Source organism: Rheinheimera sp. NSM, assembly GCF_052380015.1.
In the GTDB taxonomy this organism is placed as follows: domain Bacteria; phylum Pseudomonadota; class Gammaproteobacteria; order Enterobacterales; family Alteromonadaceae; genus Alishewanella.
Map to the genome: position 1 here is coordinate 412,354 of NZ_JBQTCI010000001.1, position 16,746 is coordinate 429,099.

The following is a 16,746-nucleotide window of genomic DNA, read 5'->3' on the forward strand; positions in this document are numbered from 1 at the left end:
CTGATGCATTACGGGCTGGACATAGGCGGCACCAAAATAGAGCTGACGGTATTTAATGCCGCTATGCAGCCGGTGCAAAGCTGGCGGCTGGCAACGCCTACCGATGATTATGCCGGCTTTCTGCAAACGGTAGTGGCGCAGGTAGAGCAGGCCGATCAGCTGCACGGCAACGGTGGCACTGTGGGTATTGCCTTGCCGGGCGTGATCCGGGCTGACGGCACAGTGTTATCCAGCAATGTGCCTTGCCTGACAAATCAAGCAGTGGCCGCGGCGCTGACCGAACGTTTGCAGCGCCCGGTTGCCATCGGCAACGACTGTCGCTGTTTTGCGTTGTCCGAGGCGCTGCTCGGCGCGGGGAAAGGCAAGCGCCGGGTGTTCGGCGCTATTGTTGGTACCGGCGCCGGTGGTGGCTTTTGTCTGGATGGCAGGCTGTATCAGGGCGCAGCGCAACTGGCGGGGGAGTTTGGCCATCAGGGCCTGGCTGCTGCGGTGGTACATCAATTTGCTCTGCCGTTGTTCCGCTGCGGCTGCGGCCTGACCGGTTGTGCCGAGCCTTATGTTTCCGGTAGCGGCCTGGCAAGGTTATACCAGCATTTTAGTGGCCTGCCACAGACAGACAGCTACCAGTGGCTTAGTGCGTATCGGCAAGGCGAGCTTGCTGCTGTATCCACCTTTGCTTGTTATATCAGTGCGCTGGGCAGCGTTATGGCAGCGCAGATCCTGACGTTAGACCCGGACATTATTGTGCTCGGTGGCGGCTTGTCGGACATTCCGGAGTTGCTGCAGGCGTTGCCTGAAGCCACGGCCCGGCATTTATTTCACGGCGCCCGGTTACCACAGTTTGCCCGCGCTGAGTTTGGTGCTGCCAGTGGTGTGCGAGGGGCTGCGCTGTTAGGCCGGGCATTAAAAACAGGACAGCAATATGTCAGCTGAATTTTTCTGCCTGCATGCCGCATCAGTGCTGCTGGACGGGCAATTGCGGCAGAATAAATATGTAACGGTGCAAGATGGAGTTATCCGGCAAATCAGTGACCAGCCGCCGGCCGCTGTACCGCTGCAGCGTCTGGCGCACGGTGTGCTGGTGCCGGGGTTTATTGATACTCAGGTAAATGGCGGTGGCGGGGTGTTGTTTAATCAGCAGCCCACGCTGGTGGCACTGCAACAGATGATGCAGGCGCACGGCCGGTTTGGCACTACGGCTATGCTGCCAACGGTCATTACTGATGATATTGACGTGATGCGCCGCGCTGCCGATGCAGTCGCGCAGGCGCTACAGCAGGCGCTGCCCGGTATTGTGGGTATTCATTTTGAAGGGCCGCATTTATCCACAGCTAAGCGTGGTTGTCATCCGCTTAATTACTTACGCCCACTAACAGAGGCTGAGCTGGCATTGTATCTGCGTGCAGACCTGGGGGTACGCCTGCTGACGGTGGCGCCGGAGCATATCAGCCCGCAGCAGATCCGCCTGCTGGTGCAAAACGGTGTGCTGGTTAGCCTGGGGCATTCCAATGCCAGTGCTGATGTTGTAATGGCGGCGCTGGACGCCGGCGCCAGCGGCTTTACGCATTTATACAACGGCATGTCGGCGTTAACGTCGCGCGAGCCGGGTATGGTGGGCTGTGCGCTGGCAGATAAGCGCGCTTACTGTGGCATTATTTTAGATGGTGAACATCTGCACCCGTTAGCGGCGCGGGTGGCGTTTAACGCCAAAGGAGTATCGCGGCTGATGCTGGTAACCGATGCTATGTCACCGGTGGGTACGAATGACAGTGAATTTGCTTTTTTTGACGGCAAAGTACAGCGCTGTGGCATGAGACTGACTAATGCACAGGGTTCGCTGGCCGGTTCGGTGCTGGATATGGCCAGCGCGGTGCATTATGCCGCCACAGAGCTGGCAACCGGGCTGGTAGCGGCGGTGCAAATGGCCAGCAGCACGCCGGCAGCATTTATCGGCCAGTCGGCAGTGCGCGGCGCCATAACAGAGGGATTAACGGCCGATTTGGTGTGGCTAAACGCTGCCGGCAAGGTGCAGGCAAGCTGGATAGCCGGCCGCTTACAATAAGCGCTAGAGCGCAGAAAAACGGGGAAAGCTGATGTCGGAACTTATGTCGGAAAAAGCGCTGCCACAGCGCAGTAGCCTGCTGCCTATGCTGTTAATAGGCATCTTGTTTTTTGTGTTTGGTTTTGTTACCTGGCTGAACGGTGCGCTGATCCCGTTCTTAAAAATAGCCTGTCAGCTGAATGAATTTCAGGCACTGCTGGTCGCCTTTGTATTTTATATTGCCTATTTTGTGATGGCGCTGCCGATGTCGGCATTGCTGACCCGTTTTGGCTACAAAAACGGCATGGTGATCGGCCTGGCCGTGATGTGCGCCGGCGCATTGCTGTTTATACCGGCAGCATTAACGGCTCAGTTCAGCTTGTTTTTGCTGGCGCTGTTTGTGCTGGGTACCGGGTTGACGATACTGCAAACAGCAACCAACCCCTATATTGTCTGTATTGGCCCGCGCAGCAGTGCCGCTATGCGGATCAGCTGCATGGGCATTGTCAATAAAGGTGCCGGTTTTATTGTGCCGCTGTTATTCAGTGCCTGGATCCTCACCGGTATGGACGCATACAGCAACGAGGCATTGGCACAGTTGAGTAGCGACGAGTTGCAGCAGATGCTGATGCAGTTGTCGCAGCGCTTGATTACGCCTTATCTGCTGATGAGTGCGGTTTTACTCGGGTTAATGGCCTTTGTCTGGTGGTCGCCGTTGCCTGAACTCCAGCTGGAGACTAATACAGATGACGACAGCCGCAACTGGCGCGCAGTGCTGCGTTATCCTCAGGTATTGCTGGGGATGCTGACATTATTTTGCTATGTCGGTGTCGAAGTTATTGCAGGCGATACCATAGGGTTATTTGGTCAGGGGCTGGGGGTGGCGCATTTTGGCAGCCTGACCTCCTATACTATGGCTTTTATGGTAGTGGGCTATGTGCTGGGTATACTGTGTATTCCGCGTTGGCTTAGTCAGCAACAGGCATTGCTGCTATCCGCGCTGTGCGGTATCGGCTTTACCTGTGGCGTGCTGCTAAGCCCGGCAGACAGCCTGCAATTATCGCAAACTATGATTGGCTGGACAGGGGTGCCGGCGGTGCCTGATCCGGTATTTTATCTGGCCCTGCTCGGACTGGCCAATGCTTTGGTATGGCCGGCAGTATGGCCGTTGGCGCTGCAGGGCTTAGGGCGGCTTACCGCTACCGCTTCGGCATTGCTGATTATGGGCATTGCCGGTGGTGCCGTGCTGCCGCTGTTGTATGGCGGGCTGGCACAAGCCGGCGGCAGCCAGCAAGCATACTGGTTGCTGCTGCCGTGCTACGGCATGATTTTATTTTATGCAGTTAAAGGCCACAAAATACAACGCCGGCTTTAGCTGGCATTACCCCCTTCACATAAGCGCGCCGGGTCCAGCAGTTGTTCCAGTTCAGCCCGGCTGTAACTGGTGTGCTCCAGCGCGACATCCAGCACCGGCCTTTGTTGTTTATAGGCTTGCTTGGCGATTTCCGCGGCTTTGGCATAGCCTATCAGTGGGTTAAGCGCAGTGACCAGGATCGGATTTCGCGCCAGCGCTTTGCTGATATTATCTTCCAGCACAGTAAAACCACTGATGGCTTGATCTGCCAGCGCGGTGCAGCCATTGGCCAGCAGGCTGATGCTTTGCAGCAAATTGTAGGCAATAAGCGGCAGCATTACGTTTAGCTCAAAGTTACCGGACTGGCCGGCCAGCGTAATGGTAGTGTCGTTACCTATAACCTGAGCCGACAACATGGCCACGGCTTCCGGGATCACCGGATTGACTTTGCCGGGCATAATGGACGAGCCGGGTTGTAATGCCGGCAGTGCAATTTCGCCAAGGCCGGCCAGCGGGCCGGAATTCATCCAGCGTAAATCGTTGCTGATTTTCAGCAGACACACCGCCAGGGTTTTCAATGCACCTGAAGTGGCAATCGCGCTGTCTTGCGAACCGATAGCGCTGAAAAAATTGTCCGCCGGACGAAATGCCAGCCCGGTATCGTCACTCAGTTGGCGGCAAAAGGCTGCGGCAAAGCGTGGGTCGGCATTAATACCGCTGCCAACAGCAGTACCGCCCTGTGCCAGTGCCTGTATTTGCTGCAGTTGCTGTTGTACGCCGTGTTCAGCCTGTGCCAGTTGTGCCTGCCAGCCGCCCAACACCTGGCTGAAGTTTACCGGCATGGCATCCATTAAATGGGTGCGGCCGGTTTTTACAATATGGCCAATTTGCTGGCTTTTGCTTATCAACACCGCTTGCAAGTGCTGCAGTGCCGGGATCAGTTGCCGGGTAATAGCCTGCACCGCGCTGACATGAATAGCGCAGGGAATCGTATCATTGCTGCTTTGGCCGAGGTTAACATGATCATTCGGGCTAACCGCCAGGCCCGTTAGCTGCTCGGCCAGGGTGGCCAGTACTTCGTTTACATTCATATTACTGCTGGTAGCAGAGCCGGTTTGAAACACGTCTACCGGGTACTGCTGCATGTCGGTGTCAGCCAGTTGTGCTTTAGCGGCTTTAACTATTGCGCCGGCAATCTTGCTGTCGAGCAAGCCTAACTGCTGGTTTACCGTGGCGGCGGCCTGTTTTATCTGCAATAAGGCGCGGATAAAGCCAACTGGTAAGGTCAGGCCGCTAAGCTGAAAATTTTGCACCGCGCGTTGGGTTTGTGCCTGGTACAGCGCGCTGGCCGGCACCTGCAGTTCACCCATGCTGTCGCGCTCAGTTCTGGTTTTCATATCCACTCCTTTAAAATTGCTGCATCACCTTGCTATTAGTTGTACTTGCTTTAGTGCGGTGTTGCCAGTTTAGTGTTGCGATAAACCGGCTAGGCTGCAAGGTGAAACTCTGTACAGATGCGCCGTGGCGCGGCGTGATAAATAGACTTTTATGCCAAATCCCGGTATAAATACCGGCTGAATAACTGACAAGCTGATTTTTTGCACCCGTCCATGTTGCAAAGGCAATGCGTCTTCTATGCTTAGTTAACTGCCTTTGGATATCAACAACTTAATCTGTAAGCCAAGCGGTGCAGAATGGGCTGGCAGTTAAGAATAATTTTAATAAGGATGCGCGACAGCTATGACACTTTTGTGGATTTTACTTCTGCCGCTGCTGGGGGCTTTGGTGCCGGTGCTCACTGCTAAGTGGAGCCGCAGTGCTTGCGCCCTTGCTACTGCTATACCCCCGGCGTTCGCGCTGATGTTGCTGCTGTACCACGCCGAAACCATATTAGCCGGCGAAAGCCTGCGCTTCTTTTGGCAATGGGTACCGCTACTGGGGTTAGATATAGTAGTGCGTCTTGATGGCCTGGCGTTTTTATTCAGTCTGCTGATTTTAGGCATTGGCCTGTTAATTATTTTGTACGCCCGCTATTACCTGTCTGAGCGCGACTCGATGCCGCGTTTTTACGCTTATCTGATGCTGTTTATGACAGCGATGCTGGGCATAGTGCTGTCCGGCAATTTGCTGCAACTGTGGTTATTCTGGGAATTAACCAGTATCAGCTCGTTTTTACTGATCAGCTTCTGGTGGCATAAAGCCGAAGCACGCCGCGGTGCACGTATGGCGTTAACAGTAACCGGAGCCGGCGGTTTAGCCTTATTAGCCGCGTTTTTACTGATTGGTGAAGTGGTAGGCAGTTATGATTTGGAAGTGGTGCTGGCCAGCACCGATATTATTCAGCAGCACAGTTGGTATCCGCTGTTGCTGGTGCTGTTTTTACTGGGCTGCTTTACCAAATCGGCGCAATTTCCGTTTCACTTCTGGTTACCTAACGCCATGGCAGCGCCTACGCCGGTAAGTGCTTACTTACACTCGGCTACTATGGTAAAGGCCGGTATTTTTTTGCTGGCGCGGTTTTATCCGGCCTTATCCGGCACGGAGTTATGGTTTATCCTGGTGAGTTTGACCGGGCTGGCAACGTTGTTAATCGGCGCCTATCTGGCGTTGTTTAAGCATGACTTAAAAGGCTTGTTAGCCTACTCAACCATCAGCCATCTGGGCTTAATTACTCTGCTGTTCGGCATGGGCAGTGACCTTGCCGCGGTAGCGGGGGTATTTCATATTATTAACCATGCCACGTTTAAAGCGTCACTGTTTATGGCTGCCGGCATAATTGACCATGAATCCGGTTCGCGCGATATGCGCAAGCTGAATGGCTTATGGCAATTTATGCCGATAACCGCGACACTGGCCATGGTGGCAGCAGCGGCGATGGCCGGGGTACCTTTGCTGAACGGCTTTCTATCCAAAGAGATGTTTTTCGCCGAAACCCTGCATCAGCATTTGCTGGGGTCCTTGTCCTGGGTTATTCCTGTGTTGGCAACAGTGGCAGCGGTGTTCTCGGTTGCCTATTCGATGCGTTTTATCCACGACGTGTTTTTCAATGGTCAGCCTAAAGGCCTGACGAAAACACCGCACGAGCCGCCACGTTATATGCGGGTTCCGGTAGAAGTACTGGTCGCTTTGTGTATTTTAGTCGGTATTTTCCCGGGCTATATCGTCGGCAATTTGTTGCATGCGGCATCTGCAGCGGTGTTAGCCGGTGAGGTGCCACAGTACAGTTTATCTATCTGGCATGGTATTAATTTACCCTTGATGATGAGTGTATTGGCATTGGCCGGTGGCATGTTGATTTACGTTAACCGCAAACATTTGTTTGATTTTCAGAACTCCTTACCTGATTTTGATGCTTTAAACAGTTTTGAGAACAGTATTAAAAAGTTTGCTGCCAGCTGCAACCGGCTGTATGACTGGTTGGATAACGGTTCTTTGCAGCGCTATATGACCTTTTTGTTATTCGCCTTTATTGTGTTAGCCGGTATGCCGTTGCTGAGTTTAGATACGCTGTGGGGTGGACGGCAAGAGCTGGCAGTAGATGCGGTTAACGCCGCCGGTGCGGTAATGCTGCTGCTGGCAGCCTTTGCAACAGTTATTTGGCACCGCAAACGCGTGATCGCCTTATTGATGATTTCTGTGGTTGGTTTAATGGTGTCCATCGCCTTTACCCGTTTTTCGGCACCGGACCTGGCGTTAACTCAGCTATCGGTTGAGGTAGTGACTATTATTTTGCTGATGCTGGCACTGTTCTTTTTACCGCACAAAACGCCGAAGCAGTCAGAAGCATCCAGGGTGGTGCGGGATATCAGTATTGCCAGTATGGTGGGGGTGATAGTCGGCAGCTTAAGCTATGCCCTGATGACGCGGCCGTTCAGCACAATTTCCGATTTCTTTATCGCTAACGCCAAAACCGGTGGTGGCGGTACTAATGTGGTTAACGTTATTCTGGTCGATTTCCGTGGCTTTGATACCTTGGGTGAAATTACGGTACTGGGTATCGCCTCGCTGGGTATTTTCAAACTGCTGACGCGGATCCCGCTGTTTAAACCCAGCAGTGACGGCGATGGCCGGCCCTGGGCCATTGAGCGCCATTCGCTGTTATTGTCTACCGTGTCGCAAAGTTTGTTACCGCTGGCAATTATGGTGTCGGTATATATTTTCTTCCGCGGCCATAACTTGCCTGGTGGCGGTTTTATTGCCGGTTTGGTCACCGCAGTTGCCATTATTCTGCAATACATTGCTCAGGGTGTCGATTGGGTAAAAGCGCGGATGAATGTGGAATATCAACGTGTGGTCGCGGTGGGACTGTTAATTGCTTTGGCTACCGGTGTAGCCAGCTGGTTGTTTAACCGGCCGTTTTTGACCTCCTGGTTCGATTACTTTGATATTCCGCTACTGGGTAAGATTGAATTGGCCAGTGCGATAGCGTTTGATTTGGGCGTGTATGTCACAGTAGTAGGTTCTACGCTGCTGATTCTGGCCAGTTTAGGCAAGATGACCACCAGCCACAGGCCTGTGCATAAGGATACGATCTGATGGAAACCTTATTTGCCGGTTGTATCGGCTTTTTAACCGCCTGTGGTGTGTTTTTAATGCTGCGTGGCCGCACTTTCCCGGTAGTATTGGGCCTGACAATGCTGTCGTATGCCGTCAATTTGTTTATTTTTTCTTCCGGCCGGCTGACGTTGCGTGGTGCTGCCGTTTTGGGCACTGCTGAGCAATACGCCGACCCCCTACCTCAGGCGTTGGTGTTAACCGCCATAGTGATAGGTTTTGCGATGACAGCCTTCCTGGTAATTCTTGCTATCCGCGCCAGGGCCGATTTAGGTAATGATCATGTGGACGGTAAATTACCGGAAGCAGCCAATATGAAGAAGGAAAGTCGTTAATGTGGCATTTGATTACGGCGCCGGTATTGTTACCGATGCTGACAGCATTACTGATTATGCTACCGCCAATCCATTACTCTCCTATGCGCCGGCGCTGGCTCAGCATGGTTTCTGCGGCAATCCAGTTGGCATTGGCGGTAATGTTATTACTGCAGGTTCAGCAACAGGGCTTGCTGCACTACGCGGTCGGTAACTGGCAGGCGCCGTTTGGTATTATTCTTGTCGCCGATACATTATCGGTTGTGCTGGTGTGTTTAACGTCATTTCTGGCATTAGGCGCTATTTGTTACGGTAGTGCCGGTGAAGATGAAAAGGGCTCTTTTTTCCACCCGTTGTTTCAGTTTCAGATCATGGGAATTAACGGCGCCTTTTTAACCGGCGACTTATTTAACCTGTTTGTATTCTTTGAAGTGCTGCTGATTGCTTCTTACGCTTTGTTGATCCATGCCGGTGGCAAAAACAAAACCAAAGCTGCGGTGCATTATGTGGTGTTGAACCTGACCGGCTCGGCTATTTTTCTGATTTCGCTGGCGGTGTTATATGGCACTTTGGGCACTTTGAATATTGCCGATATGGCGCTCAAGGTTACCGCCTTGCCGGCTGAAGATATGATGCTGGTAAAAGCCGGTGGTTTGATGCTGATGATAGTGTTTGCACTGAAAGCAGCCGTATTGCCATTGCAGTTTTGGCTGCCGGCTACCTATTCTTCTGCCTCTGCACCGGTTGCCGCGCTATTTGCTGTGATGACGAAAATTGGTGTTTACGCTTTGCTGCGGGTTTACAGCACAATATTTGGTCCCGGCGCCGGTGAACTAGGCGGTATTGCTGCTGACTGGTTGCTGCCGGCCGGTTTGGCCACTATTGCCCTGGGTGCTGTCGGTGTGATGGCCAGCCAGGATTTTCGCAAGTTGGTGGCCAACCTTGTGCTGGTGTCGGTTGGTACCCTGGTCAGTTTGGTGGCGCTGCAAACAGAGTTGTCCGCTGCCGCCGCCCTGTACTATACCGTGCACTCCACTTTGGTTACTGCGGCACTGTTTTTACTGGCCGATCTTATCGCTAATCAGCGCGGCAAGGCGGCAGACCGGTTGGTGTCGGGTCGGCGGGTGATCCAGCCGGTGCTGTTGGGTTTTATGTTTGTATTGGCCGCATTAACGGTCGCCGGCTTACCGCCGTTTTCCGGTTTTATAGGTAAGCTGATGCTGCTGCAAGCGGCAACAGAACCAGGCAACCGGCTGTTACTGTGGAGCTTTGTGCTGGTAAGCAGCTTGCTGGTGATTATTGGTTTATCCCGCGCCGGCAGCACCTTATTCTGGCGTATCAGTGGCAGTGATGCTGCCGGAGAAAAAGCGGCGCCGCTGCAGGTGTTTGCAGTTTGCTGGCTGCTGCTGGCCAGCCCGTTGCTGGTGCTCTTTGCCGGGCCTTTGACCGAACTGTCACACCAGGCGGCGGCGCAGTTATATGATACAAGCGCGACTATTGAGATTATTCTGGGTCAGTCGGTTTCTCAGGGAGAAACGCCATGAGGTTTAAGCCTAAATACCGTTGGTTGCCAACACCTTATCGCAGTATGTTGCTACTTATTGTTTGGTTATTGCTAAACCAGAGTGTTGAAGCGGTGCATGTATTTTTCGGCATTATCCTCGCACTGTTGATCCCGATGCTGACATTGCGTTTTCGTGATCCGCAGCCACTGATTGAACGACCGCTATTAGCATTACGTTACATACTGCTTGTATTTGCTGACATTATTACCGCCAACGCCCAGGTGGCAGTGTTAATTCTCGGGCCGAAACGGCGGTTGAATCCGGCATTTGTGCGGGTGCCACTGGATCTGCAACACGAGTTACCCATCACTATTCTGGCCAGTACGGTGTCAATGACGCCGGGTACTGTTAGTGCAGAGATTTATCCAAGTGCCGAATTACTGGTGCCGGGTGAGCCGTTGCCGCAGCGATGGTTGCTGATTCATGTGCTGAACCTGGGCGATGAGGCGGAACTGATTGCCTCGATTAAACAGCGCTATGAGGCACCACTGAAGGAGATTTTCCAATGCTAGATAACGTTATTATGCTGGTGTTCGCGATGATCAGTATTGCCTTATTGCTAAACCTGTGGCGTTTACTGCGAGGCCCCAGCCTGCCGGATCGCATACTGGCGCTGGATACTATGTACATTAACAGCATAGCGCTGATTATCCTGTATGGTTTGCTGATGGGCTCTCCACTGTATTTCGAAGCTGCCTTGCTGATAGCAATGCTTGGCTTTGTCAGTACAGTGGCGGTGTGCAAGTTTCTGTTACGCGGCGATATCATTGAATAGGAGTAGCTGATGCAACATTGGATGGAGTGGGCGGTAGCGTTTTTTCTGTTGTTAGGCGGTAGCTTTGTGCTGATTGGTTCTATTGGTCTGAGCAGAATGCCGGACTTCTTTATGCGGTTACATGGCCCGACCAAGGCCACTACCTTAGGCATGGGCGGTATTTTATTGGGTTCTATTTTCTTTTTCAGTGTTTCCGGTGATGTCAGTGTGCACGAATTGTTGATCACCATTTTTCTGCTAATCACTGCACCTATCAGTGCGCACATGTTGATTAAAACAGCGTTGCATCACAAGCTGAAAGCGATACAGAAAACCACAGGTTTAGTGAATATTCATCCAGCACAACAAAAACAACACGACCGGCAACCGAAACCCTAGCGTTAGCTTTCGTCAAAGCCGTTTTTGATCAGATCTACCACGGCGCTGAGTGCCCGCTCAGCGTCTTCCCCTTCAGCACACACCTGCAGCGTTTTGCCTTTGCTGCTGGCCAGCATCAATAAGGCTAATACGCTGCTGGCATCGGCCGTTTTATCTTCCTGTATCAGCTCAATCCGTGCTGTAAACTGCTGGCACAGCTGGGCCAGTTTAGTGGCTGCTCTGGCGTGCAAGCCCAACGGATTAACAATGGTGACAGTTTCACTGAATTTGGGCATGCTCAGGCCTTATTATGATGCCTGACTAATTCGCGGTGACGCAGTTGTACGTCATCGCGTGAACTGCGATAGCTTTCGGCCAGGCTTTCAACCATGTAGACAGAACGGTGCTGGCCGCCGGTGCAGCCGATGGCAATGGTCAGATAGCTGCGGTTATTACGCTCCAGGTGCGGTAGCCAGGTGCTGATAAAACTGTTGATTTGCCAAATATACTTCGCTACTACCGGCTGTGCTGCCAGGTAATCTTTTACCGGTTGATCCAGCCCGGTCAGCGGCTTCAAATCCGGTTCCCAGTGCGGGTTGGGCAAAAAGCGTGCATCAAATACAAAGTCGGCGTCTTTGGGAATGCCGTATTTAAAGCCAAAAGATTCAAACAGAATAACCAGCCGACCGGTTTTTTGCCCGAGAATACGCTCGCGCAATTGTTCGGCTAACTGGTGCACGTTCAAATCAGTGGTGTCGATATACAAATCGGCACGGCTGGAGATCGGATCCAGCAATTGTTGTTCACGCGATATGGCTTCGTCCAGCGACATGGCCTGATGCGATAACGGATGCAGCCGGCGCGTTTCACTAAAGCGTTTAATCAGGCTGGCGTGGTCGGCATCCAGATACAGGATGGTTAAATCCAGTTTACGTGGCAGGTAAGATAAAATGTCTGCCAGTTCATCGGGGTCCTGTGGCAGGTTGCGCACGTCAATACTGACGGCAACACGCTCATATTGGCCCATTACTGTGGTAGCAAGGGTAGGAAGCAGGTTTACCGGGATATTGTCGACACAGTAGTAGCCAAGGTCTTCCATCACACGCAGTGCAACAGACTTGCCTGAGCCGGAGCGACCACTTACTACCAGCAGCTTCATTTTACCGGTTCCATAGCGCTGTACTCCACTAACAGCTGGTACAACTGCTGGTTAGTTTCAGCATGGCGGATTTTTTTCGTCAGCTCTTTTTGGCTGAGTAGCCGTGCTATGCCGGCCAGAGTGCTCAGATGTGCCTGGCACTGATCTTCCGGGATTAAAATGGCGCAGAAGATATCTACCGGTTGGTTGTCGATGGCGTCAAACGGAATGGCTTCTTTACTGACGACAAACACCAACATTGGCTGTGTTACACACTTTAGCTTGCCGTGTGGTATAGCAATACCACCTCCTATGCCGGTTGAGCCGAGCTTTTCACGTGTCATCAGCGCTTCAAGGATACTGTACTCTGTCATATCCGGCAGTTGCTGGTGAGCCAGCTCAGCGATATATTCCAGAATGCGCTTTTTGCTGTTAAAAAGAACTGCACTTTTAGTGCAGTTCTCGGCAAGCATAGAGGTTAAATTCATCATCATCTAATCAGTGTCGGGCTATTTTCTCTTTATGCTTAATGACCTGGCGATCTAACTTGTCTATCAGCTGGTCAATTGCAGCATACATGTTCTCATTCTCAGATACGGCAAACACTTCGCCACCGTTCAGGTGCAGCTTGGCTTCGGCGATCTGCTTCAATTTTTCCACGTTTAGGATCACATGTACATTGTTTATATGATCAAAATGCCGTTCCAGTTTAGCGAACTTGTTGTCTACGTATTCTTTTAAGGCTGAAGTGATTTCAACATGACGACCGGTTAGATTGATTTGCATAGACATATTCCTTCTTTAGGCTTATTTACAGCAAGGTCTTGCGTTGATTTGACGGCGGAATAAACAACGACTCGCGATACTTGGCAATGGTGCGCCGCGCAACGTTAATACCTTGTTCCAGCAGAATGTCAGCCATCTTGCTGTCACTCAGCGGTTTGGCCGGGTTCTCCGCCGCCACTAATTTCTTAATAAAAGCCCGGATAGCAGTGGAAGAACACTCACCGCCGCTCTCCGTACTAACATGACTGGAAAAGAAGAACTTAAGTTCAAATATACCTCGTGGTGTATGCATATACTTGTGCGTGGTAACACGGGAAATGGTGGACTCGTGCATGCCTACCATCTCCGCTACATCGTTCAGCACCATGGGTTTCATGGCTTCCTCACCGTGTTCAAAAAAAGCCTGTTGCTGCTGCACTATACAGTTCGCCACCTTTAACAAGGTTTCATTACGGCTTTCCAGGCTTTTCAAAAACCATTTCGCTTCCTGCAAATGTGAGCGGATAAACTGGCTGTCGGCACTGTTTTTTGCGGTGCGTGACATAGCGGCATATTGCTGGTTTATCCGTACCTTTGGCATGGCATCGGGGTTAAGTTCTACCTGCCAGCGGCCCTTTACTTTCTGCACGCTGACATCCGGAATAACATACTGCTGCTCTTCACGGATAACGTCGGCACCTGGTCTTGGGTTAAGGCTGTGGATCAGCCGCATCACTTCTTTTAACTCATCCTCTTTGAGTCTAGTCACTCGCATCAAAGAACGAAAGTCGCGATTAGCTAAAAATTCTGTATGCTCGCTGATCATGTTGCGGGCTTCGGCTAAAAACGGTGTGTCGGGATCAAACTGACGTAGTTGCACCAACAGGCATTCCTGTACCGAACGGGCGCCAACCCCGACTGGGTCAAATAATTGAATGCGTTTAATCACGGCTTCTACTTCGTCAGCTTCAATGTCGTCGACGCCGAGTGATTCGAGAATGTCTTCACAACTGATGGTTAACAGGCCGTTTTCGTCGATGGCTTCAATGATGATTTCAGCGATGGCGCGGTCAGTGTCAGAGAAGGGGGTAAGTTGCATTTGCCAACGTAAGTAATCCTGCAGGTTTTCGCTGGTCTCACCCTGATAAACATGGTCTTCATCGCCGCTGTTGTTGCCGGCACTTACCGGGGCGGCGCTGACTAAATCATCCCAGTTATTATCCAGCGGTAGATCTTCCTGAATATTCTGTTCGGTCATCGACTCGCTGCTGTCCGGCTCTGCCGGTTCGTAGCTATCGTCAGGGTTATGGTCGACGTCAGTACCGTTGTCAGCTTGTTGTTGTGGTTCTTTGGGGGCGGTGTCAAAGCTATCGTGCTCGTCTTCTGCTTCCAATAACGGATTAGCATCAAGAGCTTCCTGAATTTCCTGCTGCAACTCAATCGTCGACAGTTGTAACAGGCGGATAGCCTGTTGTAACTGCGGCGTCATGGTTAGTTGCTGTCCTAAGCGAAGTTGCAAAGAGGGCTTCATCTACTTCTACCGTTCTCCTGAATGACACGCTGGTATTATTTTTTGCTAACTATAGCCTGAATTGCTCACCCAGGTATACATCACGTACCTTTTGATTCGACAGTACTTCCTGTGGCGGGCCTGACGCAATTAACTCACCATGGCTGACAATATAAGCAGTTTCACACACATCCAGTGTTTCACGCACATTATGGTCGGTAATTAACACGCCGATACCACGTTGACACAGATGTTGAATAATTTTCTTGATATCAAGTACAGAAATTGGATCGACGCCGGCAAAAGGTTCGTCCAGCAGAATAAATGCAGGGTTGGCAGCCAGAGCTCTGGCTATTTCTACGCGGCGGCGCTCGCCACCGGACAAGCTCATGCCCAGGCTGTTCTTAATATGACCGATATGGAATTCTTCCAGCAAATCGTCTGCTACTTCTTCGCGTTTGGCCGGTGTTAAGTCTTTGCGGGTTTGCAAAATGGCCAGCAGGTTGTCATGTACGGTAAGTTTGCGGAAAATAGAGCTTTCCTGCGGCAGATAGCCAATGCCTTGCCTGGCTCTGGCATGGATCGGATCAAAGGTAATATCTTTGTCATTCAGGCTGATAGTGCCTTTGTCAGAGGGCACCAAGCCAACAATCATATAAAAAGTAGTGGTTTTACCGGCTCCGTTAGGGCCAAGTAAGCCGACAATTTGCCCGGCATTCACCTCCAGGCTGACATCTTTAACAACCTGCCGGCCTTTGTAACTCTTGGCCAGATGGGACGCAACTAACTTCATGGATTATTTTTTTCCTCTGGCGTAAAGATGGTGGTAACGCGTTTGGATTCATTGCTTTCGGCACTAAGCTCCTGCTTCTCTACGTTATACCTTATTGTCGAGGCCTTTACTACGCTACCACTTTGCGCCAGTTCGGCATCGCCGGTTAACGTCAGCATCCGGCTGGCGGGTTCGTAGCGTATTTCGTTGGCTTTGGCGGTCACCGGCTGGCCATCAGCCATGAGCTGCGAATAGCTAACCGGGCTGCCGGTAGCGATATAAACCTCTTTGCCCTTACCGGCGCTGGCATTAATTTCCAGTTGATCGGCTTTCATTTGTAACGAGCCCTGAGTAACCACCACGTTGTTGCGATAGGTCAGCACGTTTTCTTTTAACGACGCCAGGTTATCAGCATCTATCTGAATTTGCTGGCTGTAGTCGGGCTGCTGTGCCACTACCACGCTGCTGCTTAGCAGCAACAGAACAGAAATTATTTTATTGGTCATTTTGGTATACCGTTTGCTGGTGTTGTAACAGCTGTAAGCTGCCATTGGTCAAATCAGCCCGCAGGCCACTGCCGTTAATATAGAAACCTTTGCCCTGAATAAATACCGGCGCATCGTTTTGCAAGGTATTGTCCGGAAATAACATTTCCAATGTTTCTGTGTCTATGCGTTCGATCAGTTCGTCCGGCATCAGGCTTACAATACTGACCTGTTGCTCCAGAATTATTCTGTCCTGGTTAAACCAAATGGCCTGACGGCTACTGGCTGTCCAACCGGGTTGATGCTCGTCGTTGTATAGCGTATACAGCGGATTTTCGAATCGGGTGAAGCCAAGCAATTCGAAATGCTCTAACCGATCGGCGCTGACAGTGTCTGCCAGGTAGCCTTGGGCATCATACAAGCGGCGGGTTACCTTTTGTGCTACGTAATCCGGCAACAGTTCCTGATCGGTTTGCAGCGCATCGCCGTCATCTGCCGGTTCGAACCAGAGATAAGCGGCGGTTCCGGCCAGCAGGAAGACAATAAAAACAAGAAATTTTCTCATGAACTGCTGCCGTCAAATAAGCCGAATTGGTTTTGGCTGATCAGCAGCAAATCGCACAGCTCGCGTACTGCGCCATAGCCGCCGGGCAAACTGGTAATATAATCAGTTTGTTGTAACAGGTAAGGGTGCGCATCTTTTACCGCCACGGCTAAGCCACAGTGTTGCATTACCGACCAATCTGCCAGATCATCACCGATATAGGCAATCTGCGACGGTGTAAGTTGCAATTTTTGCTGTAAATCGGCAAAGGCGGCCAGTTTGTTTTCCTGACCCTGGTAAATATAGGGCACGGTTAACGACGTCATACGTTGTTGTACGATGGCAGAATTACGTCCGGTAATAACCGCAACCTCTACACCAGCCTGGCGCAAGGCTTTAATGCCATAGCCATCGCGGGTATGGAAGGCTTTCAGTTCTTCGCCGTTGTTGCCAAGATAGATCCGGCCATCAGAAAATACACCGTCTACATCGCAGATCAGTAACTTAACGGCGGCAGCCTTAGCGTTGATTTGTGCACTGACCGGCTGATATAAACGATTAAACAATGTCAT

General features: G+C 51.5%; 19 protein-coding genes. 9 read left to right on the forward strand and 10 right to left on the reverse strand.

Annotated features, from left to right (window positions below):
* The first annotated feature begins 3 nt into the window (after window positions 1–3).
* The 3 genes from ACTZWV_RS01800 to ACTZWV_RS01810 are packed head-to-tail and all read left to right on the forward strand — an operon-like array spanning window position 4 to window position 3,416.
* Window positions 4–933, forward strand: a complete 930-nt coding sequence (locus ACTZWV_RS01800; RefSeq protein WP_444784897.1) for an ROK family protein — start codon at window positions 4–6, stop codon at window positions 931–933.
* Window positions 923–2,062 (forward strand): N-acetylglucosamine-6-phosphate deacetylase, encoded by a 1,140-nt coding sequence (nagA, locus tag ACTZWV_RS01805; protein ID WP_444784898.1) that lies wholly within the window; start codon window positions 923–925, stop codon window positions 2,060–2,062. Before ACTZWV_RS01800 ends, nagA begins: the two co-directional genes overlap by 11 nt.
* Window positions 2,063–2,093: 31 nt before the next feature.
* Window positions 2,094–3,416 (forward strand): sugar MFS transporter, encoded by a 1,323-nt coding sequence (locus ACTZWV_RS01810; protein WP_444784899.1) that lies wholly within the window; start codon window positions 2,094–2,096, stop codon window positions 3,414–3,416.
* Here ACTZWV_RS01810 and ACTZWV_RS01815 read toward each other — a convergent pair.
* Complete coding sequence (locus ACTZWV_RS01815) at window positions 3,413–4,792, reverse strand: class II fumarate hydratase (protein ID WP_444784900.1); 1,380 nt, start codon at window positions 4,790–4,792, stop codon at window positions 3,413–3,415. The genes ACTZWV_RS01810 and ACTZWV_RS01815 overlap by 4 nt on opposite strands.
* A gap of 343 nt (window positions 4,793–5,135) precedes the next feature.
* On the opposite strand from ACTZWV_RS01815, the gene ACTZWV_RS01820 reads away from it, so the two are divergent.
* The 6 genes from ACTZWV_RS01820 to ACTZWV_RS01845 are packed head-to-tail and all read left to right on the forward strand — an operon-like array spanning window position 5,136 to window position 10,981.
* The gene (locus tag ACTZWV_RS01820; protein WP_444784901.1) at window positions 5,136–7,931 is read left to right on the forward strand and encodes a monovalent cation/H+ antiporter subunit A; all 2,796 of its coding nucleotides are present in this window, start codon (window positions 5,136–5,138) and stop codon (window positions 7,929–7,931) included.
* Entirely contained in the window at window positions 7,931–8,284 is a 354-nt protein-coding gene (locus ACTZWV_RS01825; protein ID WP_444784902.1) for a Na+/H+ antiporter subunit C, read from the forward strand. The genes ACTZWV_RS01820 and ACTZWV_RS01825 overlap by 1 nt, the downstream gene beginning before the upstream one ends.
* Window positions 8,284–9,807, forward strand: coding sequence for a monovalent cation/H+ antiporter subunit D (locus tag ACTZWV_RS01830; RefSeq protein ID WP_444784903.1), 1,524 nt, complete (start codon window positions 8,284–8,286; stop codon window positions 9,805–9,807). The genes ACTZWV_RS01825 and ACTZWV_RS01830 overlap by 1 nt, the downstream gene beginning before the upstream one ends.
* Entirely contained in the window at window positions 9,804–10,340 is a 537-nt protein-coding gene (locus ACTZWV_RS01835; protein ID WP_444784904.1) for a Na+/H+ antiporter subunit E, read from the forward strand. The genes ACTZWV_RS01830 and ACTZWV_RS01835 overlap by 4 nt, the downstream gene beginning before the upstream one ends.
* Complete coding sequence (locus ACTZWV_RS01840; RefSeq protein WP_134052737.1) at window positions 10,334–10,603, forward strand: K+/H+ antiporter subunit F; 270 nt, start codon at window positions 10,334–10,336, stop codon at window positions 10,601–10,603. The genes ACTZWV_RS01835 and ACTZWV_RS01840 overlap by 7 nt, the downstream gene beginning before the upstream one ends.
* 9 nt (window positions 10,604–10,612) lie before the next feature.
* The gene (locus ACTZWV_RS01845) at window positions 10,613–10,981 is read left to right on the forward strand and encodes a Na+/H+ antiporter subunit G (protein WP_444784905.1); all 369 of its coding nucleotides are present in this window, start codon (window positions 10,613–10,615) and stop codon (window positions 10,979–10,981) included.
* A 2-nt stretch (window positions 10,982–10,983) separates the two neighbouring features.
* On the opposite strand, the gene ACTZWV_RS01850 is transcribed toward ACTZWV_RS01845, so the two are convergent.
* From ACTZWV_RS01850 to kdsC, 9 genes are read right to left on the reverse strand one after another with little or no spacing between them, the layout of a single operon-like run.
* On the reverse strand, window positions 10,984–11,256 hold the full coding sequence (locus ACTZWV_RS01850; RefSeq protein ID WP_444784906.1) for an HPr family phosphocarrier protein: 273 nt from the start codon (window positions 11,254–11,256) through the stop codon (window positions 10,984–10,986).
* A gap of 2 nt (window positions 11,257–11,258) precedes the next feature.
* The gene (gene rapZ / locus ACTZWV_RS01855; RefSeq protein ID WP_305552055.1) at window positions 11,259–12,119 is read right to left on the reverse strand and encodes an RNase adapter RapZ; all 861 of its coding nucleotides are present in this window, start codon (window positions 12,117–12,119) and stop codon (window positions 11,259–11,261) included.
* Window positions 12,116–12,589, reverse strand: coding sequence for a PTS IIA-like nitrogen regulatory protein PtsN (ptsN, locus tag ACTZWV_RS01860; protein WP_444784907.1), 474 nt, complete (start codon window positions 12,587–12,589; stop codon window positions 12,116–12,118). The genes rapZ and ptsN overlap by 4 nt, the downstream gene beginning before the upstream one ends.
* Window positions 12,590–12,596: 7 nt before the next feature.
* Window positions 12,597–12,884 (reverse strand): ribosome hibernation promoting factor, encoded by a 288-nt coding sequence (hpf, locus tag ACTZWV_RS01865; RefSeq protein WP_173501607.1) that lies wholly within the window; start codon window positions 12,882–12,884, stop codon window positions 12,597–12,599.
* A 25-nt stretch (window positions 12,885–12,909) separates the two neighbouring features.
* Window positions 12,910–14,394 (reverse strand): RNA polymerase factor sigma-54, encoded by a 1,485-nt coding sequence (locus ACTZWV_RS01870; protein ID WP_444784908.1) that lies wholly within the window; start codon window positions 14,392–14,394, stop codon window positions 12,910–12,912.
* A 49-nt stretch (window positions 14,395–14,443) separates the two neighbouring features.
* Entirely contained in the window at window positions 14,444–15,166 is a 723-nt protein-coding gene (gene lptB / locus ACTZWV_RS01875; RefSeq protein WP_444784909.1) for an LPS export ABC transporter ATP-binding protein, read from the reverse strand.
* Window positions 15,163–15,651, reverse strand: coding sequence for a lipopolysaccharide transport periplasmic protein LptA (gene lptA / locus ACTZWV_RS01880; protein ID WP_444784910.1), 489 nt, complete (start codon window positions 15,649–15,651; stop codon window positions 15,163–15,165). The genes lptB and lptA overlap by 4 nt, the downstream gene beginning before the upstream one ends.
* Complete coding sequence (lptC, locus tag ACTZWV_RS01885; protein WP_444784911.1) at window positions 15,641–16,195, reverse strand: LPS export ABC transporter periplasmic protein LptC; 555 nt, start codon at window positions 16,193–16,195, stop codon at window positions 15,641–15,643. Before lptC ends, lptA begins: the two co-directional genes overlap by 11 nt.
* Complete coding sequence (gene kdsC, locus ACTZWV_RS01890) at window positions 16,192–16,746, reverse strand: 3-deoxy-manno-octulosonate-8-phosphatase KdsC (protein ID WP_444784912.1); 555 nt, start codon at window positions 16,744–16,746, stop codon at window positions 16,192–16,194. Before kdsC ends, lptC begins: the two co-directional genes overlap by 4 nt.

What these genes read in the sequence shown, in the direction of transcription:
- lptB (WP_444784909.1), bottom strand. Translation starts at nt 15,166, where the DNA reads ATGAAGTTAGTTGCGTCCCATCTGGCCAAGAGTTACAAAGGCCGGCAG.
- kdsC (WP_444784912.1), bottom strand. Translation starts at nt 16,746, where the DNA reads ATGACATTGTTTAATCGTTTATATCAGCCGGTCAGTGCACAAATCAAC.
- ACTZWV_RS01870 (WP_444784908.1), bottom strand. Translation starts at nt 14,394, where the DNA reads ATGAAGCCCTCTTTGCAACTTCGCTTAGGACAGCAACTAACCATGACG.
- ACTZWV_RS01810 (WP_444784899.1), top strand. Translation starts at nt 2,094, where the DNA reads ATGTCGGAACTTATGTCGGAAAAAGCGCTGCCACAGCGCAGTAGCCTG.
- nagA (WP_444784898.1), top strand. Translation starts at nt 923, where the DNA reads ATGTCAGCTGAATTTTTCTGCCTGCATGCCGCATCAGTGCTGCTGGAC.
- lptA (WP_444784910.1), bottom strand. Translation starts at nt 15,651, where the DNA reads ATGACCAATAAAATAATTTCTGTTCTGTTGCTGCTAAGCAGCAGCGTG.
- ACTZWV_RS01820 (WP_444784901.1), top strand. Translation starts at nt 5,136, where the DNA reads ATGACACTTTTGTGGATTTTACTTCTGCCGCTGCTGGGGGCTTTGGTG.
- ACTZWV_RS01815 (WP_444784900.1), bottom strand. Translation starts at nt 4,792, where the DNA reads ATGAAAACCAGAACTGAGCGCGACAGCATGGGTGAACTGCAGGTGCCG.
- ACTZWV_RS01845 (WP_444784905.1), top strand. Translation starts at nt 10,613, where the DNA reads ATGCAACATTGGATGGAGTGGGCGGTAGCGTTTTTTCTGTTGTTAGGC.
- ACTZWV_RS01835 (WP_444784904.1), top strand. Translation starts at nt 9,804, where the DNA reads ATGAGGTTTAAGCCTAAATACCGTTGGTTGCCAACACCTTATCGCAGT.
- ptsN (WP_444784907.1), bottom strand. Translation starts at nt 12,589, where the DNA reads ATGATGAATTTAACCTCTATGCTTGCCGAGAACTGCACTAAAAGTGCA.
- ACTZWV_RS01840 (WP_134052737.1), top strand. Translation starts at nt 10,334, where the DNA reads ATGCTAGATAACGTTATTATGCTGGTGTTCGCGATGATCAGTATTGCC.
- rapZ (WP_305552055.1), bottom strand. Translation starts at nt 12,119, where the DNA reads ATGAAGCTGCTGGTAGTAAGTGGTCGCTCCGGCTCAGGCAAGTCTGTT.
- ACTZWV_RS01800 (WP_444784897.1), top strand. Translation starts at nt 4, where the DNA reads ATGCATTACGGGCTGGACATAGGCGGCACCAAAATAGAGCTGACGGTA.
- ACTZWV_RS01825 (WP_444784902.1), top strand. Translation starts at nt 7,931, where the DNA reads ATGGAAACCTTATTTGCCGGTTGTATCGGCTTTTTAACCGCCTGTGGT.
- ACTZWV_RS01850 (WP_444784906.1), bottom strand. Translation starts at nt 11,256, where the DNA reads ATGCCCAAATTCAGTGAAACTGTCACCATTGTTAATCCGTTGGGCTTG.
- ACTZWV_RS01830 (WP_444784903.1), top strand. Translation starts at nt 8,284, where the DNA reads ATGTGGCATTTGATTACGGCGCCGGTATTGTTACCGATGCTGACAGCA.
- lptC (WP_444784911.1), bottom strand. Translation starts at nt 16,195, where the DNA reads ATGAGAAAATTTCTTGTTTTTATTGTCTTCCTGCTGGCCGGAACCGCC.
- hpf (WP_173501607.1), bottom strand. Translation starts at nt 12,884, where the DNA reads ATGCAAATCAATCTAACCGGTCGTCATGTTGAAATCACTTCAGCCTTA.